19 protein-coding genes are annotated in these 18,623 nt (G+C 68.5%); 13 read left to right on the top strand and 6 right to left on the bottom strand.

Features of this window, described 5'->3' with window-relative positions:
- The first annotated feature begins 117 nt into the window (after positions 1-117).
- The 6 genes from ACQ860_RS08745 (at position 118) to rodA (ending at position 7,629) form a co-directional block, all read left to right on the top strand.
- Positions 118-1,713, top strand: coding sequence for a 2-isopropylmalate synthase (locus ACQ860_RS08745; RefSeq protein ID WP_431302995.1), 1,596 nt, complete (start codon positions 118-120; stop codon positions 1,711-1,713).
- Positions 1,714-1,827: 114 nt separating this feature from the next.
- Complete coding sequence (locus ACQ860_RS08740) at positions 1,828-2,871, top strand: rod shape-determining protein (RefSeq protein ID WP_213616110.1); 1,044 nt, start codon at positions 1,828-1,830, stop codon at positions 2,869-2,871.
- Between the two features lie 111 nt (positions 2,872-2,982).
- A complete protein-coding gene (gene mreC / locus ACQ860_RS08735; RefSeq protein ID WP_431302994.1) occupies positions 2,983-3,846 on the top strand; it encodes a rod shape-determining protein MreC in 864 nt (287 codons plus the stop codon).
- Between the two features lie 34 nt (positions 3,847-3,880).
- The gene (locus ACQ860_RS08730) at positions 3,881-4,390 is read left to right on the top strand and encodes a rod shape-determining protein MreD (RefSeq protein ID WP_431302993.1); all 510 of its coding nucleotides are present in this window, start codon (positions 3,881-3,883) and stop codon (positions 4,388-4,390) included.
- Between the two features lie 70 nt (positions 4,391-4,460).
- Positions 4,461-6,383 carry a penicillin-binding protein 2 gene (mrdA, locus tag ACQ860_RS08725; protein ID WP_431302992.1) on the top strand — a complete coding sequence of 641 codons (1,923 nt, stop codon included), beginning with the start codon at positions 4,461-4,463 and terminating at the stop codon, positions 6,381-6,383.
- Between the two features lie 94 nt (positions 6,384-6,477).
- Positions 6,478-7,629: a rod shape-determining protein RodA gene (gene rodA, locus ACQ860_RS08720; RefSeq protein WP_431302991.1), complete on the top strand. Its 1,152-nt coding sequence runs from the start codon at positions 6,478-6,480 to the stop codon at positions 7,627-7,629.
- Between the two features lie 27 nt (positions 7,630-7,656).
- Here rodA and ACQ860_RS08715 read toward each other — a convergent pair whose 3' ends face one another.
- Positions 7,657-8,043, bottom strand: a complete 387-nt coding sequence (locus ACQ860_RS08715) for a c-type cytochrome (protein ID WP_431302990.1) — start codon at positions 8,041-8,043, stop codon at positions 7,657-7,659.
- Between the two features lie 207 nt (positions 8,044-8,250).
- On the opposite strand from ACQ860_RS08715, the gene ACQ860_RS08710 reads away from it, so the two are divergent.
- On the top strand, positions 8,251-8,517 hold the full coding sequence (locus ACQ860_RS08710) for a hypothetical protein (RefSeq protein ID WP_431302989.1): 267 nt from the start codon (positions 8,251-8,253) through the stop codon (positions 8,515-8,517).
- A 6-nt stretch (positions 8,518-8,523) separates the two neighbouring features.
- Here ACQ860_RS08710 and ACQ860_RS08705 read toward each other — a convergent pair whose 3' ends face one another.
- Positions 8,524-8,922: a c-type cytochrome gene (locus ACQ860_RS08705; protein WP_431302988.1), complete on the bottom strand. Its 399-nt coding sequence runs from the start codon at positions 8,920-8,922 to the stop codon at positions 8,524-8,526.
- 121 nt (positions 8,923-9,043) lie between these two features.
- Positions 9,044-9,394, bottom strand: a complete 351-nt coding sequence (locus tag ACQ860_RS08700) for a thiol-disulfide oxidoreductase DCC family protein (protein WP_431302987.1) — start codon at positions 9,392-9,394, stop codon at positions 9,044-9,046.
- A 53-nt stretch (positions 9,395-9,447) separates the two neighbouring features.
- On the opposite strand from ACQ860_RS08700, the gene ACQ860_RS08695 reads away from it, so the two are divergent.
- From ACQ860_RS08695 to ACQ860_RS08685, 3 genes are read left to right on the top strand one after another with little or no spacing between them, the layout of a single operon-like run.
- Positions 9,448-9,969 carry a demethoxyubiquinone hydroxylase family protein gene (locus ACQ860_RS08695; protein WP_431302986.1) on the top strand — a complete coding sequence of 174 codons (522 nt, stop codon included), beginning with the start codon at positions 9,448-9,450 and terminating at the stop codon, positions 9,967-9,969.
- A gap of 3 nt (positions 9,970-9,972) precedes the next feature.
- Positions 9,973-10,410: a YqaA family protein gene (locus tag ACQ860_RS08690; protein ID WP_431302985.1), complete on the top strand. Its 438-nt coding sequence runs from the start codon at positions 9,973-9,975 to the stop codon at positions 10,408-10,410.
- A 39-nt stretch (positions 10,411-10,449) separates the two neighbouring features.
- Positions 10,450-11,964, top strand: a complete 1,515-nt coding sequence (locus tag ACQ860_RS08685; protein WP_431302984.1) for a phytoene desaturase — start codon at positions 10,450-10,452, stop codon at positions 11,962-11,964.
- Here ACQ860_RS08685 and ACQ860_RS08680 read toward each other — a convergent pair.
- Complete coding sequence (locus ACQ860_RS08680; RefSeq protein ID WP_431302983.1) at positions 11,952-12,695, bottom strand: hypothetical protein; 744 nt, start codon at positions 12,693-12,695, stop codon at positions 11,952-11,954. The two genes, ACQ860_RS08685 and ACQ860_RS08680, sit on opposite strands and share 13 nt — an antisense overlap.
- Positions 12,696-12,795: 100 nt before the next feature.
- Between ACQ860_RS08680 and ACQ860_RS08675 the strand changes: the two genes are divergently transcribed.
- Both ACQ860_RS08675 and ACQ860_RS08670 read left to right on the top strand, forming a co-directional pair.
- The gene (locus ACQ860_RS08675; RefSeq protein WP_431302982.1) at positions 12,796-14,175 is read left to right on the top strand and encodes a cytochrome P450; all 1,380 of its coding nucleotides are present in this window, start codon (positions 12,796-12,798) and stop codon (positions 14,173-14,175) included.
- A 10-nt stretch (positions 14,176-14,185) separates the two neighbouring features.
- Positions 14,186-15,304 carry an ATP-grasp domain-containing protein gene (locus ACQ860_RS08670; RefSeq protein WP_431302981.1) on the top strand — a complete coding sequence of 373 codons (1,119 nt, stop codon included), beginning with the start codon at positions 14,186-14,188 and terminating at the stop codon, positions 15,302-15,304.
- A gap of 56 nt (positions 15,305-15,360) precedes the next feature.
- Here ACQ860_RS08670 and ACQ860_RS08665 read toward each other — a convergent pair whose 3' ends face one another.
- Positions 15,361-16,437, bottom strand: coding sequence for an isocitrate/isopropylmalate dehydrogenase family protein (locus ACQ860_RS08665; RefSeq protein ID WP_431302980.1), 1,077 nt, complete (start codon positions 16,435-16,437; stop codon positions 15,361-15,363).
- Between the two features lie 82 nt (positions 16,438-16,519).
- On the opposite strand from ACQ860_RS08665, the gene ACQ860_RS08660 reads away from it, so the two are divergent.
- Positions 16,520-17,491, top strand: coding sequence for a Bug family tripartite tricarboxylate transporter substrate binding protein (locus ACQ860_RS08660; RefSeq protein WP_431302979.1), 972 nt, complete (start codon positions 16,520-16,522; stop codon positions 17,489-17,491).
- Between the two features lie 95 nt (positions 17,492-17,586).
- Here the strand turns inward: ACQ860_RS08660 and ACQ860_RS08655 are convergent, their stop codons facing one another.
- Entirely contained in the window at positions 17,587-18,594 is a 1,008-nt protein-coding gene (locus ACQ860_RS08655; protein ID WP_431302978.1) for a patatin-like phospholipase family protein, read from the bottom strand.
- Positions 18,595-18,623: the final 29 nt, after the last annotated feature.

Raw genomic sequence — 18,623 nt, 5'->3', positions numbered from 1 at the left:
GCTTCGACTTTCCCGCCCCTGGGTGTGACACGCGGCCGCGCTCGGCCCGCACCACTCAGGGGACCCTGAACCATCAGGGGCATGCACCGGAAAACGTCGAACCTTCACGAGATCGCCATGAGCATCAATCATCCCTCCTTCGGCAAGCTCGAAGCCGGCCGCATCATCATCTTCGACACGACACTGCGCGACGGTGAGCAATCGCCCGGCTTCTCCATGAACCTGGACGAGAAGCTCCGCATGGCCGAGGCCCTGCATGAGCTGGGTGCCGACGTGCTGGAGGCGGGCTTCGCCATCGCGAGCCCCGGCGATTTCGAGAGCGTGCAATCCATCGCCAAGCGCTTCTCCAAGGATGGCCCGGTCATCGCGTCCCTGAGCCGCGCGAACGCGGCCGACATCCTGGCCTCCGCTGAGGCGACCAAGCCCGCCGCCCGTCCGCGCATCCATATCGTGCTCGCGACCAGCGACCTGCACATGCGCGTGAAGCTGCGCATGACGCGCGAGGAGGTGCTGGAGCGCATCACCGAGAGCGTGAGCCTGGCCCGCAACCACGCGGCCGATGTCGAATGGTCCGCCGAGGACGGCTCGCGCTCCGACCTCGACTTCCTGTGCCGCTGCGTGGACACCGCCATCAAGGCCGGCGCCACCACCATCAACATCCCCGACACGGTGGGCTATTCGCTTCCCGCCGATATGGGTCTCATCTTCTCGACCCTGATCAACAAGGTGCCGGACGCGGACAAGGTCATCTTCTCCGCGCACAACCACAATGACCTGGGCCTGGCCGTCGCCAATACGCTGGCCGCCATCCAGGCGGGCGCGCGGCAGATCGAGTGCACCATCAACGGGATCGGCGAGCGCGCGGGCAATGCGAGCCTGGAAGAGGTCGCGATGGCGCTGCGCACCCGGCATGACGCGCTGAAGCTTCGCACGGGCATCGAGAGCAAGCGCATCCTGCGCACTTCGAAGCTGCTGGCCACCATCACCGGCTTCGATGTGCAGCCGAACAAGGCCATCGTCGGCCGCAACGCCTTCGCGCATGAGAGCGGCATCCACCAGGATGGCGTGCTGAAGGATGCGAGCACCTACGAGATCATGACGCCGGAATCCGTGGGCTGGACCACGAATTCCATCGTGCTCGGCAAGCATTCCGGCCGTGCCGCCTTCCGCGACCGGCTGAAGACGCTGGGCTACGAGGTGGGCGACAACCAGCTGAACGACGCCTTCAAGCGCTTCAAGGATTTGGCCGACCGCAAGAAGGTCGTCTACGACGAGGATATCGCGGCCCTGGTGGATGACGAGGTCGGCCGCGGCAATGACCGCATCAAGCTGACCGGCCTCAACGTCTCGACCGGCATGGGCACCAAGCCCATGGCGACCATCGCGCTGGATGTGGATGGCGAGCGTCGCGACGGCATGGCGATGGGCGATGGCGGCGTGGACGCCACCTTCAACGCCCTGCGCGCCGCTTTTCCGCATGAGGTGAACCTCAAGCTCTTCGCCGTGCAGTCCGTGACCGGCGGCACCGACGCCCAGGCCCGCGTGACCGTGCGGCTGGAAGAGGCCGGCAAGCTGGTGGACGGGCAGGGGGCCGACACCGACACCATCGTCGCCGCCGCGCGCGCCTATGTGCATGCGCTGAACAAGCTGCTGGTGAAGCGCGAACGGACCGAGCCGCCGCCGGTCGCGGCCATGGCGGCCTCGGGCGACTGAGGCCGGGAGCCGGGGCAGGGGGGGCTGAAGCGGGGCCACCGCTTGCCCCGGGGGGCGCTTGGCGCTACGCCACTTCCTCACTCCCCCCTCCCCCACCCGCTGGAAGGCACTCGCATGTTCTCACGCCTGTTCGGCTTCCTCTCCGCCGACATGGCCATTGACCTCGGCACCGCGAACACGCTCGTTTACGTGAAGGGCCGGGGCATTGTGCTGAACGAACCCTCCGTCGTCGCGATCTCGGACAATCGCGGCCGCAAGCAGGTTCTGGCCGTGGGCGAGGAAGCGAAGCAGATGCTGGGCCGCACACCCGGCAACATCGCGGCCATCCGCCCGCTGCGGGACGGCGTCATCGCCGATTTCGAGGTGGCGGAGGAGATGATCAAGCACTTCATCCGCAAGGTGCACAACCGCCGCAGCTTCACCTCGCCCCTCATCATCGTCTGCGTGCCCTCCGGCTCCACCGCCGTCGAGCGCCGCGCGATCCAGGAGAGCGCCGAGAGTGCCGGCGCCCGCAAGGTGCTGCTGATCGAGGAGCCGATGGCGGCCGCGATCGGCGCTGGCCTGCCGGTGACTGAGCCTTCGGGCTCCATGGTGGTGGATATCGGCGGCGGCACCACGGAGGTGGCGGTCATCAGCCTGGGCGGCATCGTCTATGCGCGCTCTGTCCGCGTCGGCGGCGACAAGATGGATGAGGCGGTCATCAGCTATATTCGCCGCACCCATAACCTGCTGATCGGCGAAAGCTCGGCCGAGCGGATCAAGATGGAGATCGGCGCCGCGGCGCCTCCCTTCGACGGCGAGGAAGGCCCGCTGACCGAGGTCAAGGGCCGGGACCTGATGAACGGCGTGCCCCGCGAGGTGGTCGTGAGCCAGCGCGAGATCGCCTATGCGCTGCTGGAGCCGGTCACGCAGATCGTGGACGCGGTGAAGGTGGCGCTGGAGAACACGCCGCCTGAGCTGGCTGCCGACATCGTGGACAAGGGCATCGTGCTGACCGGTGGCGGCGGATTGCTGTACCGGCTGGATGAAGTGCTGCGCGATGCGACAGGTCTGCCCGTTGTGGTGGCAGAGGAGCCGCTGAACTGCGTGGCCATGGGCACCGGCCGCGCCCTGGAGGAGCTGAAGCGGCTTCGCCAGGTGCTCACATCGATGTACTAAAGCTCTGGACTCCCGTTCCGAGTCCTGCTGACTGGTCCTGAGCCATATCGGTGCCACGGGGCATGATGTCGCCGTGTGCCAAGTCCTGATCCCCCAAGGGGCGGAGCTGCCGTGATCCGTCTGAGTATCCCGTTGCGACAGGCATTGGCCCGGCTGTCCCTGCCGGTGCTGATCGCTGCTGCGTTCGGGATCATGCTGCTGGGAAAGGCGGATGCCGTTCTGATCGAGCGCGCGCGAATGGCGCTGGCCGACGCGCTTTCGCCCATCTGGAGCGCCGTGCAGGAGCCCGTCTCGGCGGTGCGCGGCGGGGTACAGGAAGCCCAGGCCCTGTGGAACATGCGCGCCGAGAACGCCCGCCTCACCGAGGAAAATGAGCGCCTGCGCCGCTGGCAGGCCACCGCGCTCGCGCTGGAGGCCGAAAACGCGCTGCTGCGCCGGCAGCTCGCCTGGGTGCCGGACCCCGCGCCGCAATTCCGCACCGCCCGCGTGGTGGCCGATGCCGGCGGCACCTATGCCCGCGCCGTGCTGCTGGCGACCGGCCCGCAGCACAATGTCCGCAAGGGGCAGATCGCGCTGGATGAACGTGGCTTTGCCGGCCGCGTGACCGAGGTGGGCAGCCGCTCGGCCCGTGTCCTGCTGGCGACCGACATCAACAGCCGCGTGCCCGTGACGCTGGAGGGCAGCCGCGCGCGCGCCATCATGGTCGGCAACAACACCGCGCGCCCGCGGCTGCAGCATTGGCCCGAGGGGATGCTCCCGCGCGAGGGTGATCGCGTGGTCACGAGCGCCCAGGCCGGTGCCTTCCCGGCCGGCCTGCCGGTCGGCGTGGTGCGCTGGACCGAGAGCGGGGCGGTCGAGGTTGAGCTTTTCGCGCATCTGGAGCGGCTCGACGTGCTGCGTCTTTTCGATTTTGGGCTCTCCGGCATCCTGCCGCCGGAAGCGGTCGCCCGGCCCGAGCCGCGCGGACGGCGCTGAGGCCATGGTCTCCAAGGGCCGGCCGGAGCCGCCCATGGGCCTGCTCCGCCGCCTCGACGCGGCGGCGCGGGCGGGGTTTCCGGGAATGTTCACCGCCCTGCTGATCATCTTGGCCGCGGTGCCGGTCGGGATGCCGGGGATCGTCGCCGCCGTGTCGCTGCCCTGCATTTTCTTCTGGACGATCTTCCGCCCGGCTGCCATGCCCGCGCCCGTGGTGTTCGCGCTCGGCCTCCTGCAGGATCTGCTCTCCTTCGCGGCGCTTGGCACGGGCGTGCTGACGCTGCTGATCCTGCATGGCGTGACGCTGCGCCTTCGCGACATCCTTGCGCGGCAATCCTTCCTGGCGAATTGGCTGGTCTTCTGCGGTTTTGCCGCCTGCGCCGTGGCGTTGGGCTGGGCCTTGCAAGCGATCCTTGGCTGGATGCTGCCGCCGGCCGCGCCCGGCCTGCACCAACTCGGCATCGCGGCTGGGCTCTATCCTGCACTGGCCTGGGTGCTGTCCCGCGTGCACACGGCGATGCAGCGCGCGGAGACGGCGCTATGACCCAGGCGAAGGGGGTCTTCATCGAAGCGGCCGGCCGCAGGACGGCCGGCCCCCGGCGCTTGAGGGCGCAATGAAGTTTCCGCGCATCTTCCGTCGGACCAAGGGCGGCATTGAGAACTTCTCCATGCGCGGCGTGAAACGCGAGGAGGAGGAGCGCCGCGGCGTCTTCACCCGGCGCGCGCTGCTGCTGGGCAGCGTGCAGCTCGGCGCCTTCGGCTTCCTCGGCTACCGGCTGCACAAGCTGCAGGTCGAGCAGGGCGAGCGCTATGCGACCCTGGCGGAGGAGAACCGCCTCTCCGCCCGGCTGATCTCCCCGCCGCGCGGGCGTGTGCTGGACCGCAACGAGCGCGTGGTGGCCGGCAACCGCCTGAACTGGCGCGCCCTGCTGGTGGCCGAGCACACGGCCGATGTGGGCGCCACGCTCGAGACCTTCAGCCGCATCGTCCCGCTCGCCGACCACGAGCGCGCCCGTGTGGAGCGTGACGTGCGCCGCCGCCGGCGCTTCGTTCCCGTCATCGTCCGCGAATTCCTGACCTGGGAGGAAATGGCGCGCATCGAGGTGAATGCGCCCGACCTGCCCGGCATCCTGATCGACGTCGGCACCACGCGCATCTATCCGGAGGCGGAGCACCTGGCCCACATTGTGGGCTATGTGGCGCCCCCCGCCGAGCGCGACATGGATGGCGACCCCCTGTTGCAGCTGCCCGGCATCCGCGTCGGCCGTGCCGGCATCGAGCGCCACCACGACCAGGTGCTGCGTGGCCGCGCCGGCGCGGTGCAGCTCGAGGTGAACGCGGTCGGCCGCGTGATCCGGGAGCTGGACCGCCGCGAGGGCATGCCGGGCCAGGACATCGAGATCAGCGTCGACGCCGAGCTGCAGAAGGCGCTGCGTGGCAAGATCGAGGAGGGCACCTCGGTCGTCGTCATGAACGCCCGCAACGGCGAGGTGCTGGCCATGGCGAGCCAGCCGAGCTTCGACCCCAATGTCTTCAACTCGGGCGTGAGCAGCGCGCAGTGGCGGCAATGGACCGCGAACCGCGCGACGCCGCTGATCAACAAGGCGACGAACGGCCTCTATGCGCCGGGCTCCACCTTCAAGATGGTGGTGGCGCTGGCGGGGCTCGAGGCGCGCGTGATCACGACGGGCGAGCGCATCAGCTGCCCCGGCCATTTCGATCTGGGGGACAGCCGCTTCCATTGCTGGAACCGCAACGGCCACGGCGCGGTGGACATGCGCGCCGCCATCAAGGTGAGCTGCGACGTCTACTTCTACGAGCTCGCCAAGCGCCTCGGCATCAACCGGATCGCCGCCATGTCGCGCCGCTTCGGCCTGGGCGTGGATCTCGACATCGAGTTGCCGGGCGCGCGGCGCGGCCTGGTGCCCACGCGTGAATGGCGCGAGGCGCAGGGGCGGCCCTGGGCGCTGGGTGACACGGTGGTGCACGGCATCGGCCAGGGCTTCTACCAGCTGACGCCGCTCAGCCTCTGCACCATGACGGCGCGGCTCGCCACGGGGCGCGCGGTGCAGCCGCATCTCACGCGCAGCATCGGTGGTCGCCCGGTGCGCGGCAGCCGGCACGAGGATTGGCCGAGCATGGGTATTCCCGATCGCGACATGCGCCTCGTGCGCGAGGCGATGTGGGCGGTGGTGAACGAGCAGGGCGGCACGGCGCTGACCTCGCGCCTGCCCGGCGGCTACGGCATGATGTCGGGCAAGACGGGCACGACGCAGGTGCGGCGCGTGACGCGCGAGCAACGCGAACGGGGATTCAACGTCAGCCAGGTGCCGCGAGAATGGCGCCCGCACGCGCTCTTCGTCGGCTATGCCCCGCACGACAATCCGCTTTATGCGGTGAGCGTCATCGTCGAGCACGGCACCTCGGGCTCCGGCACGGCGGCACCCTTGGCGCGGGACGCGCTGGTCGAGACCTTCAATCGCTTTCGCCAGGCCCCGCCAGGGCCGCGCGTGGCGGATACGGGACGGCGGACGTGATGGAGGAGCGGCCGACAAGCGCGGTTGGCCACGCTCTCGCGCGTCTCCCCGGCATCCGGCCGCAAGGCGGCGTCCGGCCCCTGAGGGCAAAATAATGTCCACCGTCTTCGAGAAGCGGCTGCTCACGGGCGATCGCGGTGCCGGAATCCTGCAGAAGCTCTGGCAGATCCCATGGCTCTTCGTACTGCTGCTCTGTGCGGTCGGCAGCATCGGCTATGTTGCGCTGTATTCGGCCGGGAGCGGCAATCCGGATCTCTATGCCACCAAGCATGCGCTGCGCTTCGGCTTCTGCCTTGTGCTCATGCTTTGCATCGGCTTCGTGGACATCCGGCTGATCGCGAAGCTGGCCCCCGTCGGCTACATCGTCGGCGTCGGCCTGCTCGTGCTCGTCGCGCTGCATGGCGAGGTGGGGAAGGGCGCGCAGCGGTGGGTGGATCTGGGACCGCTGCAGCTGCAGCCCTCGGAACTGATGAAGATCATGCTGGTGCTCGCGCTGGCCGCGTGGTTCCACCGGGCGAGCTGGGATCGCGTGGGCAATCCCTTCTTCCTGGTGATCCCGGCCATCCTGGTGCTGGTTCCGGTGGGGCTGATCTTCAAGCAGCCCAATCTCGGCACCTCGCTGATCACCGCGGCGCTGGGCGGGGCCATGTTCTGGGCGGCGGGCGTACGCTGGTGGAAATTCGCGGCCATCATCGGGGCGGCCGTGGCCGCCGCCCCCATCGTCTACGACAACCTGCGCGACTACCAGCGGGCGCGCATCACCACCTTCCTCGATCCCGAGAGCGACCCGCTGGGTGCGGGCTACAACATCATCCAGTCGAAGATCGCGCTGGGCTCCGGCGGTCTCTGGGGGAAGGGCTTCCTGCAGGGGACGCAGGGCCACCTGAACTTCCTGCCCGAGAAGCAGACCGACTTCATCTTCACCATGATCGCCGAGGAATTCGGCCTGGTGGGCGCCATGGGCACGCTCGCGCTGCTCATGGGCATCGTCGCCTTCTGTTTCCTGGTCGCGCTGCGCTGCCGCCACCAGTTCGGCCGGCTGCTCGCGATCGGGCTCGGGATGAACTACTTTCTCTATATTTTCGTGAACGTCGCCATGGTCACGGGCAGCATTCCTGTGGGCGGCGTGCCGCTTCCGCTCATCAGTCATGGCGGCAGCGCCATGCTGACCACCATGATCGGGTTCGGGCTTCTCATCAGCGCCTGGGTGCACCGGGACGCCGAATTCGGCCCGGCGCAGGATTGAGGACCAATCCGCGCCGGCGCCGTGGGCTTACTGCGCGGTGCTGGCGCGCTGCAGATAGGCGAGCAGGTCGTTCAGCTGCTGCTCATTGCGGATGCCCGCGAAGGACATGGAGCCGCCGGGAACCACCGCCTTCGGGTCCGTCAGATAAGCGCGCAGGTTGGCCTCGTTCCAGGCCAGGCCTTCACCCGCCTTGGTGCGCATCGGCGCGGAATAGCGGAAGCCTTCCACCGCGCCCGCGGCCCGATCCCAGACGCCGTAGAGATTCGGGCCCACGCCGTTGCGGCCGCCCTGATTGATCGTGTGGCAGGCCCGGCACTGGTTGAACACCCGCTGCCCGGCATCCGCATCCTGCGCCATCGCGCCGCTCATCGGCGCCAGCGTCAAGGCAGCCGCCGCCATCATCCAAACCCGCATCAGAACATCCTCCATGCACGTGTGCTGCCGTGTTTAATGGGCATTCCTGACCTTCGTGCAATACCCTGGACATGCTGGCAAGTTCTTACTGGAAAAGGACCGGGCGGGGATGGACGGGCCACGGCATCCGTCGGATCACGGGCGGCGCATTCCAGCGGAGGCATTGATGCGGCCCGACACGACGACGCAGCGCCAAGGGGGGCGGTGATGGGTGAATTCTTCGCCTCGGGCCGCGTCGCGGACCTGATCCTGCTGATGCTGGCGCTGGAGGGCGTGGCGCTGGGCACCTATCACCGATGGACAGGGCGGGGCATCGCGTTGCGGAGGCTTCTGCCCTTCCTGCTGGCCGGGGCGGCCTTCGCCCTCAGCCTGCGCGCAGCCTTGACGGGGGCCGGCTGGCCCCTCGTCGCACTGCCGCTGATGGGTGCCTTCGGCGCCCATCTCTGGGACATCGCCGCGCGCTGGCGGCGATAGCCGGCCTTATTGGCCGCCGACCTGACGCAGATAGGCGATCACGTCGCTGATGTTCTGCGCATTATCCTTGAAGCCCGCGAAGGACATGGTGCCGGCCGGAACGACCGCCTTGGGGTCGGCCAGGTAGGCGCGCAGATTGGCCTCGTTCCAGACCAGGCCCTCGCCGGCCTTGGCGCGCATCGGCGCGGAGTAGCGGAAGCCCTCGATGGAGCCGGCCGCGCGGCCATAGACGCGGTAGAGGTTCGGGCCCACGCCGTTGCGGCCGCCTTCATTGGCGGTGTGGCAGGCGCGGCACTGGTTGAAGAGGCGCTGGCCGTTCTCGGCATTGCCGGCGGGCGCGTCCTGCGCCAGGGCGGCCAAGGGAGAGAGGGCCACAAAGGCGGCGGCAAAGATGATGGAGCGCATGCGCGGGAGTCTCCTCGGTGTGGGGCGTGGCCAAAGCCTAGCCAGCGCGTTGGAATAACGCCCCGAATTCGCCAGAGACAACTTTCGGTTGGATGACGTTTGCGCAACGGTCCTTGTGGCGTCAGCGCCACGCGCGGCGCACCCGCAGGAAACCGCGGTAGCCCAGCTCCAGCAGGGGCGCCACCACGGGCAGCGCCGCGATCCGGCCCAGCCAGGCCCAGCCGGGCAGGGCGCTCCAGAGCGCTGCGAAGGCGGCCGCTCCGCTGGCCATGCTGCCATCGGCGCGCCGCACATGCATGCGGGCCAGTGCCGCCTCGCGCGTCAGGCCTGGGGCGAGCGGCGCATCAGGCCGCGAGACATCCACGAAGCACAGCGCCTCCGCCCCCTCCGCGCGGCGATAGGCCGCGATCTCGCGCGAGCAGACCGGGCAGGCGCCGTCGTAATAAACCTCGGTGCGGGCGGTTTGATCCATGCCGCGCAGATGGTGGGCTTGCCGCTTCCCGCAACCGGGCGATATGGCGCGGCATGCAAAGCTACCCTGACTGGCTGATCGCCGAACTCCGCTCCGACCATGCCGGCGAGACCGGCGCCGTGATGATCTATCGCGGCATCCTGGCCTTCTGCCGGGACGAGACCCTGCGGGACTTCGCCCAGCGCCACATGGCGACCGAGCAGGGTCATCTCCGCCTGATCGAGGAGGTGCTACCGAAGCACCAGCATTCCCGGCTGCTGCCCATCTGGCGCGTGGCGGGCTGGATCACCGGGGCCCTGCCGGCGCTGTTCGGGCCCCGCGCGGTCTATGCGACCATTGATGCCGTCGAGACCTTCGTGGACCACCACTACCAGCAGCAGCTGGACCGCCTGGATGCGGAACAGATCTTCCCCGAGCTGCGTGCGATGCTGGCGCGGTGCCAGGAGGAGGAGGTGCATCACCGCGACGAGGCGCGGGAGATGCACGGCGGCGTGGTGGGCGCCCTGGTGCGCGGCTGGGGCAGGCTGGTCGGCTTCGGCAGCGAGGCGGCGGTGCATGCGGCGCGGCGCATCTGAGGCGTGTCGGGGCTGATCGCCTATCTCACCCTCGCGGCTTCCGCCTTCGTGGCGGCCACGGTTTTTCCCCTGCAGTCCGAGGCGGTTCTGGTGGGCCTCATGCTGGCGGGCGAGCAGCCGGTCTGGGCGCTGGTCCTGGTCGCCAGTGTCGCGAACACGGGGGGCTCGGTGGTGAACTGGTGGCTGGGCGGCGTGATCCACCGCTACCGGGACCGGCGCTGGTTCCCGGCCTCGCCCGAGAGGCTGGCCCGGGCCGAGGGCTGGTATCGCCGCTGGGGGCACTGGTCTCTGATGCTGAGCTGGGCGCCCATCATCGGCGACCCTCTGACGGTGATCGCCGGCGTGCTGCGCGAGCCACTCTGGCGCTTCCTGATCCTGGTGGCCCTGGCCAAGACCGGCCGCTACGTCACCCTGGCGCTGATCACGCTGGGCCTCACCTGAAGATTGCCTTGGGCGCGGCAAGTGTCACATGATGTTGACATGCTCCAGCGCTCTCCCGACTTACGCCCCCATGCCATCATCATCGGCTCCGGCTTCGGCGGCCTGGCCGCCGCGGTGCGGCTCGGTGCCAGGGGCTACCGCGTCACCGTGCTCGAGAAGCTCGATGGCCCGGGCGGGCGCGCCTATGTCTACCGGAAGGATGGCTACACCTTCGACGCGGGGCCCACGATCATCACGGCGCCCTATATCCTGGAGGAGCTCTGGACGATCTGCGGCCGCAAGATGTCGGACGACCTCGACCTGCGCGCGATCGACCCGTTCTATAAGATCCGCTTCGACGACGGCGAGAGCTTCGCCTGCACGGCCGACCTGGATGCGATGCGCGCAGAGGTCGGCCGCATCTCGCCCGGGGATGTGGAGGGCTTCGACCGCTTCATCCGTGACAGCGAGGCGATCTACAAGGTCGCCTTCGAGGAGTTGGCGGACCAGCCCTTCCACCGCTTCACCACCATGCTGCGCGCCATTCCGAACATGCTGCGGCTGGGCGGCTACCTCACCGTGCACCAGAAGGTCGCGACCTACTTCAAGAACGAGAAGCTGCGCATCGCCTTCAGCTTTCATCCGCTGCTGATCGGCGGAAACCCCTTCACCACGACCGCCTATTACTGCCTGATCGCCCATCTTGAACGGCTGCACCGCGTCCATTACGCGATGGGCGGCACGGGTGCCGTGGTGCGGGGCCTTGTCGGCCTGGTGGATCACGTCGGCGGCACCATGTGCTACAACGCCGAGGTCGCGCAGATCACGGCGGAGCAGGGCCGTGCCACCGGCGTGCGCCTGGCCTCGGGCGAGCACATCGCCGCGGATGTCGTCGTCTCCAATGCCGATGTGGCGTGGACCTACAGCAAGCTGCTCTCTGAGACGCCGCGCAAGCGCTGGACGGACCGCAAGCTGGGCCGCGCGCGCTACTCCATGTCGCTCTTCGTCTGGTATTTCGGCACGACCAGGCGCTTCGAGGATGTCTACCACCACACCATGGTGCTGGGGCCGCGCTATCGCGGATTGCTGAAGGACATCTTCACCACCAAGCGCCTGGCCAAGGATTTCAGCCTCTACCTCCATCGCCCGACCGCGAGCGACCCGTCGCTCGCGCCACCCGGATGCGATGCCTTCTACGTCCTGGCGCCGGTGCCGCACCTCGGCAGCGGCACGGACTGGCGCGCGCAGGCCGAGCCCTATCGCGCCGCCATCCAGAAGCGCCTGGAGGAGACGGTGATGCCGGGGCTGGGTGACGTCATCGCCACCTCGCACATGCTCACGCCGCAGGATTTCCAGGACCGGCTGTCCTCGGTGAATGGGGCGGCCTTCTCGCTGGAACCCCAGCTCTTCCAAAGCGCCTGGTTCCGCCCGCACAACAAGAGCGAGGAGTTGGAGGGGCTCTACCTGGTGGGCGCGGGCACGCATCCCGGTGCCGGGGTGCCGGGCGTGATCTCCTCGGCGCGGGTGCTGGACGAGATCGTGCCCGATCCGGTTCCGTTGCGTCAGCCCGCGTAGCCTGCCGTCGCCGCGCGCCGCGCGCGGAACTGCAGCGCCACCTTGCGCTGGTGGTACAGGATCAACGAGATGCCCGTGACGAGCGGGATGGACCAGAGCCCTGGGTGCAGCGCGAGTTCAGGGAAAATCCGCACCGAGCCGAAGGCGAAGAAGGCCGTGTAGACCGAGATACCAGCGCCGACGAGCGCCTTGATATGCTCGTCCAGCCAATCCTTCTCGCCGCGCACCGGCTTGTAGAGGAAGCGCAGGTTGGTCCCCGCGGTGGCGAGACCCACCACCGTCAGCCCGATCATCAGGAACTGGCCGATGAGCCAGCCCTGGATGGCGCAATTTACCGCCGCCGCGATCAGGATGTACTGCAAGGCGATGTTGAGCGGCGTCAGGTTCTTCGCGTGGTCGCGCCGGTTCTGCACGCAAAGCCAGCCATACCAGGCGAGGTTGATGGTGAGGATGCCCATGTGCAGCATCAGCCAGCCGAAGATGCCGCGGATGAAGGGCGCGTCGAACATGCCCTCCAGATGCGGATGCGTCGCCATCGGGTCGGTGATGGTGAGCAGGCTCATGCAGACCGCGAAGCTGCCGGTGAAGAGCATGCAGATGGTGAAGACCTTGCCCCAGCGCTTATGGTTCACCCCGCCTTTGCGGCCTGCAACCGGCACCCAGAAGGCGATGGCGCCGATGCTGCCGGTGATGATGTGCAGCGCGATAAGCACGTGGAAGACATCGAGCATGGATGGGCGACCCTGACCTTCACAATGACAATGCGACTTGACACATAGGCTTGTAAAGCGGGAACGTCATGTTGTTCGCGCGCGTCGGGGATGGCTTTGAATGGTTTCAGAATCAGTGCTTTATGAGCCCCCGCGCCCGAAGCCCCTCTCGCCCGTCCTGGCCCTGATCCGCGCCGCGGCGCGCGGCGACGGCGATCTTCTGAGCCTGCTGCCGGCCGAGGCCTATCGGATGGCGATCGGCCCGCTCGGCTATTCGCGGCGCTCCATCGTCATCGTGAATGCGCCGGAGCTGGTCCGCACCATCCTCTACGACACCAAGGACATCTTCCCGAAGAATGACCTGATGGTGGATGCGCTGGAGCCGCTGGTGGGCAATTCCATCTTCGTCTCCAGCGGCCCCGAATGGCGCCGCCAGCGCGCGATGATCGACCCCGCCTTCTCCATGATGCGCGTGAACCGGGCCTTCGCGCCGATGCGCGCCGCCGTGGATGATTGCGAGGCGAAGCTGGACGAGGAGGGCAACCTCTTCTCGCTCGATCTGCTGATGAGCCATCTGACGGCGGATGTGATCTGCCGCACCGTCTTTTCGACCTCGCTCGCGACCCAGACGGCGCATGATGTGTTCGAGGCCTTCACCGTCTTCGAGCGCAGCGTGGCGCAGGTGGAGTATCGCCGCCTCATCATGGACCCGGCCTTCAAACCGGTGGCGCAGAAGCCCGCGGTGCTGGAGGCCTGCGCCAGAATCCGCGGGCATCTGGGCGACCTGGTGGATACGCATCTCGCCGAGGGCCACAGCTTCGATGACATCGCGACGGCGGTGATCGCGGCGCGCGACAGCTTCGACCAGAAGGCTTTCACGCGGAAGGAATTGCTGGATCAGTTGGGCGTGCTCTTTCTGGCCGGGCACGAGACCTCGGCCAGCGCCCTCACCTGGGTCTTTTTCCTGATCGCGACCCAGCCCGATGTGGTGCGCCGCATCCGCGCCGAGGTGGCGGAGGTGGTGGGCGATGGCGAGGTGGAGTTCGAGCACACGCGCCGCATGCCGTACATCATGAACGTCTTCCGCGAGACGCTGCGCCTCTACCCGCCCATCACCTTCCTGCCGCGCGTTGCGCTGGAGGACACCATGCTGGGGGAGCGGCGCATCAAGCGGGGCGCCATGCTGATGGTCGCCCCCTGGATCCTGCACCGGCACGATCTCTACTGGCGCAACCCGCATGTCTTCGACCCCGACCGCTTCCTGCCCGAACGCAAGGAGGAGCTGACGCCCGGCGCCTATCTGCCCTTCGGCATCGGCCCGCGCGTCTGCGTGGGTGCCGCCTTCGCGCAGACGGAAGCCGCGCTGATCGTGGCGCGGCTGATCCGCCGCTACGACTTCCATCTGGAGGAGGCGGACAAGGTGCGCCCGGCCGCGCGCCTCACCACGCGGCCAACGAAGCAGATCATGTGTCGCGTCACACGCGCGGGACAAACCTCGTGACCCGCGCCGGATGACGCGGACGGTCCTGCTCACGCTGGGCCGCCTGCCCAAGGCGCTCGACATCGCGCGCAGCTTCGCGATGAACGGCTGGCGCGTGGTGATCGCGGAGCCCTTCAAGCGGCATCTGGCCGGCGCCTCCAACATGGTGGCGAAGAGCATCCAGGTCACGGCGCCCGCCATCAGCAAGCGGCGCTACCTGGAGGAACTCGCCGCCATCGTGGCCGCCGAGGGCGTGGAACTGGTCGTGCCCGTCTCGGAGGAGACGATGCATGTCACCTTCCTGCGGGAATTGGTGCCGGATCACGTCCGCATCTTCACCATGCCTCCGGACGCGTTGCTGCCAGCCTATGACAAGCACGGCTTCATCCACCTCGCCGAAGCGGCGGGCGTCAGCGTGCCCGAGACGCATGCCATCGGCACGGCTGGCGCCGATGCCCTCGCCGCCGGCGGCCCCGTGGTGGTGAAGCCCGTGCATTCCTGCTCCGGCCGTGGGGTGCGCATCCTGCCCGCGGGCGGCGCCCTGCCCGATGAGACGGGGAGCGTCGTCCAGCGCTTCATCCCGGGTGAGGTGCATTCCTCCTGCTCCGTGGCGCATGAGGGGCGGGTTCTCTCCACCGTGATCTATCACGGCTCCCTCTTTTCCGGTTCCGTCGCCATCGCCTTCGCGCGCCTGCGGAATCCGGCGCTCTTCGAGGCCTGGATCGAGCGCTTCGTCGCCCATGTGAACTGGACGGGCTTCATCTCCTTCGACTTCGTGCTGGATGAGCATGGAATTCCGCACGGCATCGAGTGCAATCCACGCACGACGAGCGGCCTGCACTTCTTTGAGACGGCGGATATCGCGCCCGCTATCCTGGAAGCCCGGCCGCCGCGCCACCGCGCTGCGCCGCAGCTCCAGCAGTTCTATTCCTGCCTGACCGAGACGCAGAAATCCGTCCTCACGCCGCGCAAGTTCCCGCACAACCTGAAGGCTTTGCTCACCACGCCCGACGTCACCTGGGATGCCCGCGACAAGCGCCCTTTCCTGACGATGACCTGGACCTCGTGGGAGATCATCCAGCGCGCGATGAAGGCGGGGACGACCTTCGGCGAGGTCGCGACGCTGGATGTGGGCTGGTACGAGGGATAGAGCGTCATCGCCTCTGGTCGCTTCACCAGAGGCGTGCATCAGTCTCTCGACAGTTTTTAACCCAAGGCCGCGATCACCCGCCGCGCCACTTCCGTGGTGCCGTCTCGCCCGCCAATGTCGGGTGTGCGCAGCCCTTGGACGAAGGCCTGGTCGACCGCTGTGCGGATCTCGCCCGCCGCCTCACGCAGCGCCTGGCCACCGCCGCGCATCGCCAGCCATTCCAGCATCATCGCCCCCGAAAGGATCATCGCCGTGGGATTGGCCAGGCCCTTGCCCGCGATGTCCGGCGCCGTGCCGTGGCTCGGCTGGAACACCGCATGCTTCGCGCCCAGATCGGCCGAGGGCGCGAAACCCATGCCACCGATCAGCCCCGCCGCGAGGTCGGAGAGGATGTCGCCGAACATGTTCTCGGTCGGCAGCACGTCGAAATCCCAGGGGCGGCGGATCAGGTCCAGCGCCATCGCATCCACGTAATGCGCGTCGAACGTCACGGTCGGGTATTCGACCGCGACTTCGCCGAAGACCGCGCGCAGCCAGGCGAAGGCGCGGAAGACATTGGCCTTGTCCACCAGCGTGACGCGCCCCGGGCGCCCAAGCCGCGCGGCGCGCTCGGCGGCCAGCTCGAAGGACATGCGCGCGAGGGCAAGCGAGGTCGGGCGCGTCAGCCGCAGCGTCTCCTCGGCCATGTCAGGGGTGACAAGCCCCTGGTCCTTGGAGAAGAACAGACCCTCGGTGCTCTCGCGCAGGATCACGAAGTCGATCCTTTCCGCGCGCGGATCGCGCAGGGGCAGCGGCACGCCCGGAATGGCGCGGATCGGCCGCACGCCGCCGAAGAGGCCGAGGCGCATGCGCAGCGTGATCTGCGGCGCCAGCTCCGTCCCATCGTCCCGGCGGATCCCCGGCCAGCCCATCGCACCCAGCAGGATCGCATCCGCATCCCGCGACCGCGCGAAGACCTCCTCCGAGAGGTCTTCGCCCGTGTCGCGATAGGCCATGGCGCCGGCCCGATGCGCGGAGAAGCGCAGGCCGAGCTTGTGGCGCCGGTCCACCGCCTCCAGCACGGCGAGGCCCGCTTGCATGACTTCCGGCCCGATTCCGTCGCCACCCAGGACCGCGATCTCCAAGCTGTTCATCGGCTTGCCCTTCCCCTCAACCTGTCGCCAAGCTACGCCCCTCCGAAGGGGCGGCAAGCCCCATCGCCTGGAGGAGACACCGATGATCGCATCCCGCCGCGCCCTGCTGGCGGCGCCCGCCTTGCTGCCGCTCACCGCGCGTGCCCAGGGCGCCTGGCCTGATCGGCCGGTGCGCATCATCGTGCCCTTCCCGCCCGGCCAGGCGGCGGACACCTTCACGCGCCTCGTGGCGGAGCAGCTCTCGCAGCGCTGGCCGCAGCGCGTCGTGGTCGAAAATCGCGGCGGCGGAGCGGGTGCGCCGGCGCTGGAGGCCGGGGCGCGCGCCGCACCCGACGGCTACACATTGACCGCCGGCACCTCGGGCACGCTCGGCGTCAACCCTTCGGTGCTGCAGCGACTGCCCTATGACGCGGAGCGCGACTTCGCCGCCGTCAGCAACATCGCCATGGTGCCCCTGCTGCTGGTGGCGCACCCGAGCTTCCCGGCCCGCACCGTGCAGGAGATGGCGGCCATGGTGCGCGCCAAGCCCGGCGAGGTGAACATTGCCTCGGCCGGGCCGGCCACCAGCCAGCACATGGCCACCGAGCTGCTGCAGCTGCGCACCGGCCTGCGCTTCAACATCGTGCATTACCGTGGCTCGGGCCCGGGGATGGCCGACCTGCTGGCCGGCAATGTGCCATTGATGATGGACAGCGTCGCCAGCGCGCTGCCGCAGATCCAGGGCGGGCGGGTGCGTGCGCTGGCCGTGGCGCAGCCGCGCCGCGTGCCCCAGTTGCCCGATGTGCCGACCATCGCGGAAACCCTCGCGCCCGGCTATGAGGCGGCGGGCTGGAGCGGCCTCGTGGCGCCGGCCGCGACGCCGGCGGAAATCGTCCGCCGCATCTCCGCCGATGTGGGCGCCATCCTGCGCGAGACGGCGATGCAGGAGCGTTTCCTCTCGATGGGCGCCATCGCGGACCCCGGCACCCCCGCTGAGTTCGCCGCCTTCATCCGCGCCGAGATCGTGAAGTGGCGTGAGGTGGCGCGCGCCGCCAATGTCAGGCTGGACGGATAGAACATGATCCGCCGGAGCGGGATCGCTGAAGCGGTGGATCATCCGGTCGGCAAGGTCAGATCGTGATCCCGCTGCGACGGATCACGATCTGAACCTCAACGGGCGTCCAGCAGCCGGTCGATGTCGAGCGTGGAGCGCCGGCCCAGCTCGGCGCCGCGCTCGGCCAGGAAGGCGTTCATCGCGCGGCGCCCCTCATCGCGCAGCATGGTCAGGAAGGGCCACTCGGCGTTGAGCTTCGAGGATGCGCCGAGCTCGGCCACGCGGTCCGAGCGGACGAGGTGCAGGCGCATGCTGGCCCAGTGCCGCGCTTCCGGGTCATCGATGCGCGCCGCCGCGCGCCGCAGCAGCGCGATCATCTCCAGCTCCTTGAGCAGCACCGCGTTGAAGGAAACCTCGTTCAGCCGGTTCAGGATGTCGCGTGCCGCGCGCGGGATGCCCGGGCGCTGCACCGGATTGATGCCGACCAGGATGGTGTCGTCCGAGACGCATTCGCGGATCAGCGGCGTCATGGTCGGGTTGCCGGCAAAGCCGCCATCCCAGTATCCATCGCCCTCGATCTCCACCGCCTGGAACATCTGCGGCAGGCAGGCGGAGGCCATGAGCACCTGCGGGCTGATCTCGGCATTGCGGAAGACCCGGCCACGCCCGGTGCGGACATTGGTGGCCGTGATGAAGAGCTTGATCGGCGCTTCCGAGAGGCGCCCGAAATCCAGGTTCTCCGCCAGGATCTCGTCCAGCGGGTTGGCGGCGGCGAAGGGCGTGTCATAGGGGGAGAACAGGCGCGACATCACGTCCATCGCCACATAGGCAGGCGAGGAATCGAGCGTCCAGCGGTCCAGCATCATGTCGAGGGGGCCGCGCTTGAGAGGGCTGAATGTCGCGGCGCGGGAAACACTGCGCCAGAATTTCTCCAGCGCCTCCCGCGCGCCCAGCGCCCCATCCACCGCATGGCCATGCGCCAGCACGGCCGCGTTCATCGCACCCGCCGAGGTGCCGGAGATCGCCTCGATCTTCAGCCAATCCTCCTCCAGCAGGCGGTCGAGCACGCCCCAGGTGAAGGCGCCGTGGCTGCCGCCGCCCTGCAGGCCGAGATCGATCAGCAAGGGGTCGCGCCTCGCAGCCGGCGCAACGG

The sequence above is a fragment of the Sediminicoccus sp. BL-A-41-H5 genome (assembly GCF_050632405.1).
In the GTDB taxonomy this organism is placed as follows: Bacteria; Pseudomonadota; Alphaproteobacteria; order Acetobacterales; family Acetobacteraceae; genus Roseococcus.
This window is presented reverse-complemented; position numbering and strand designations above follow the sequence as displayed.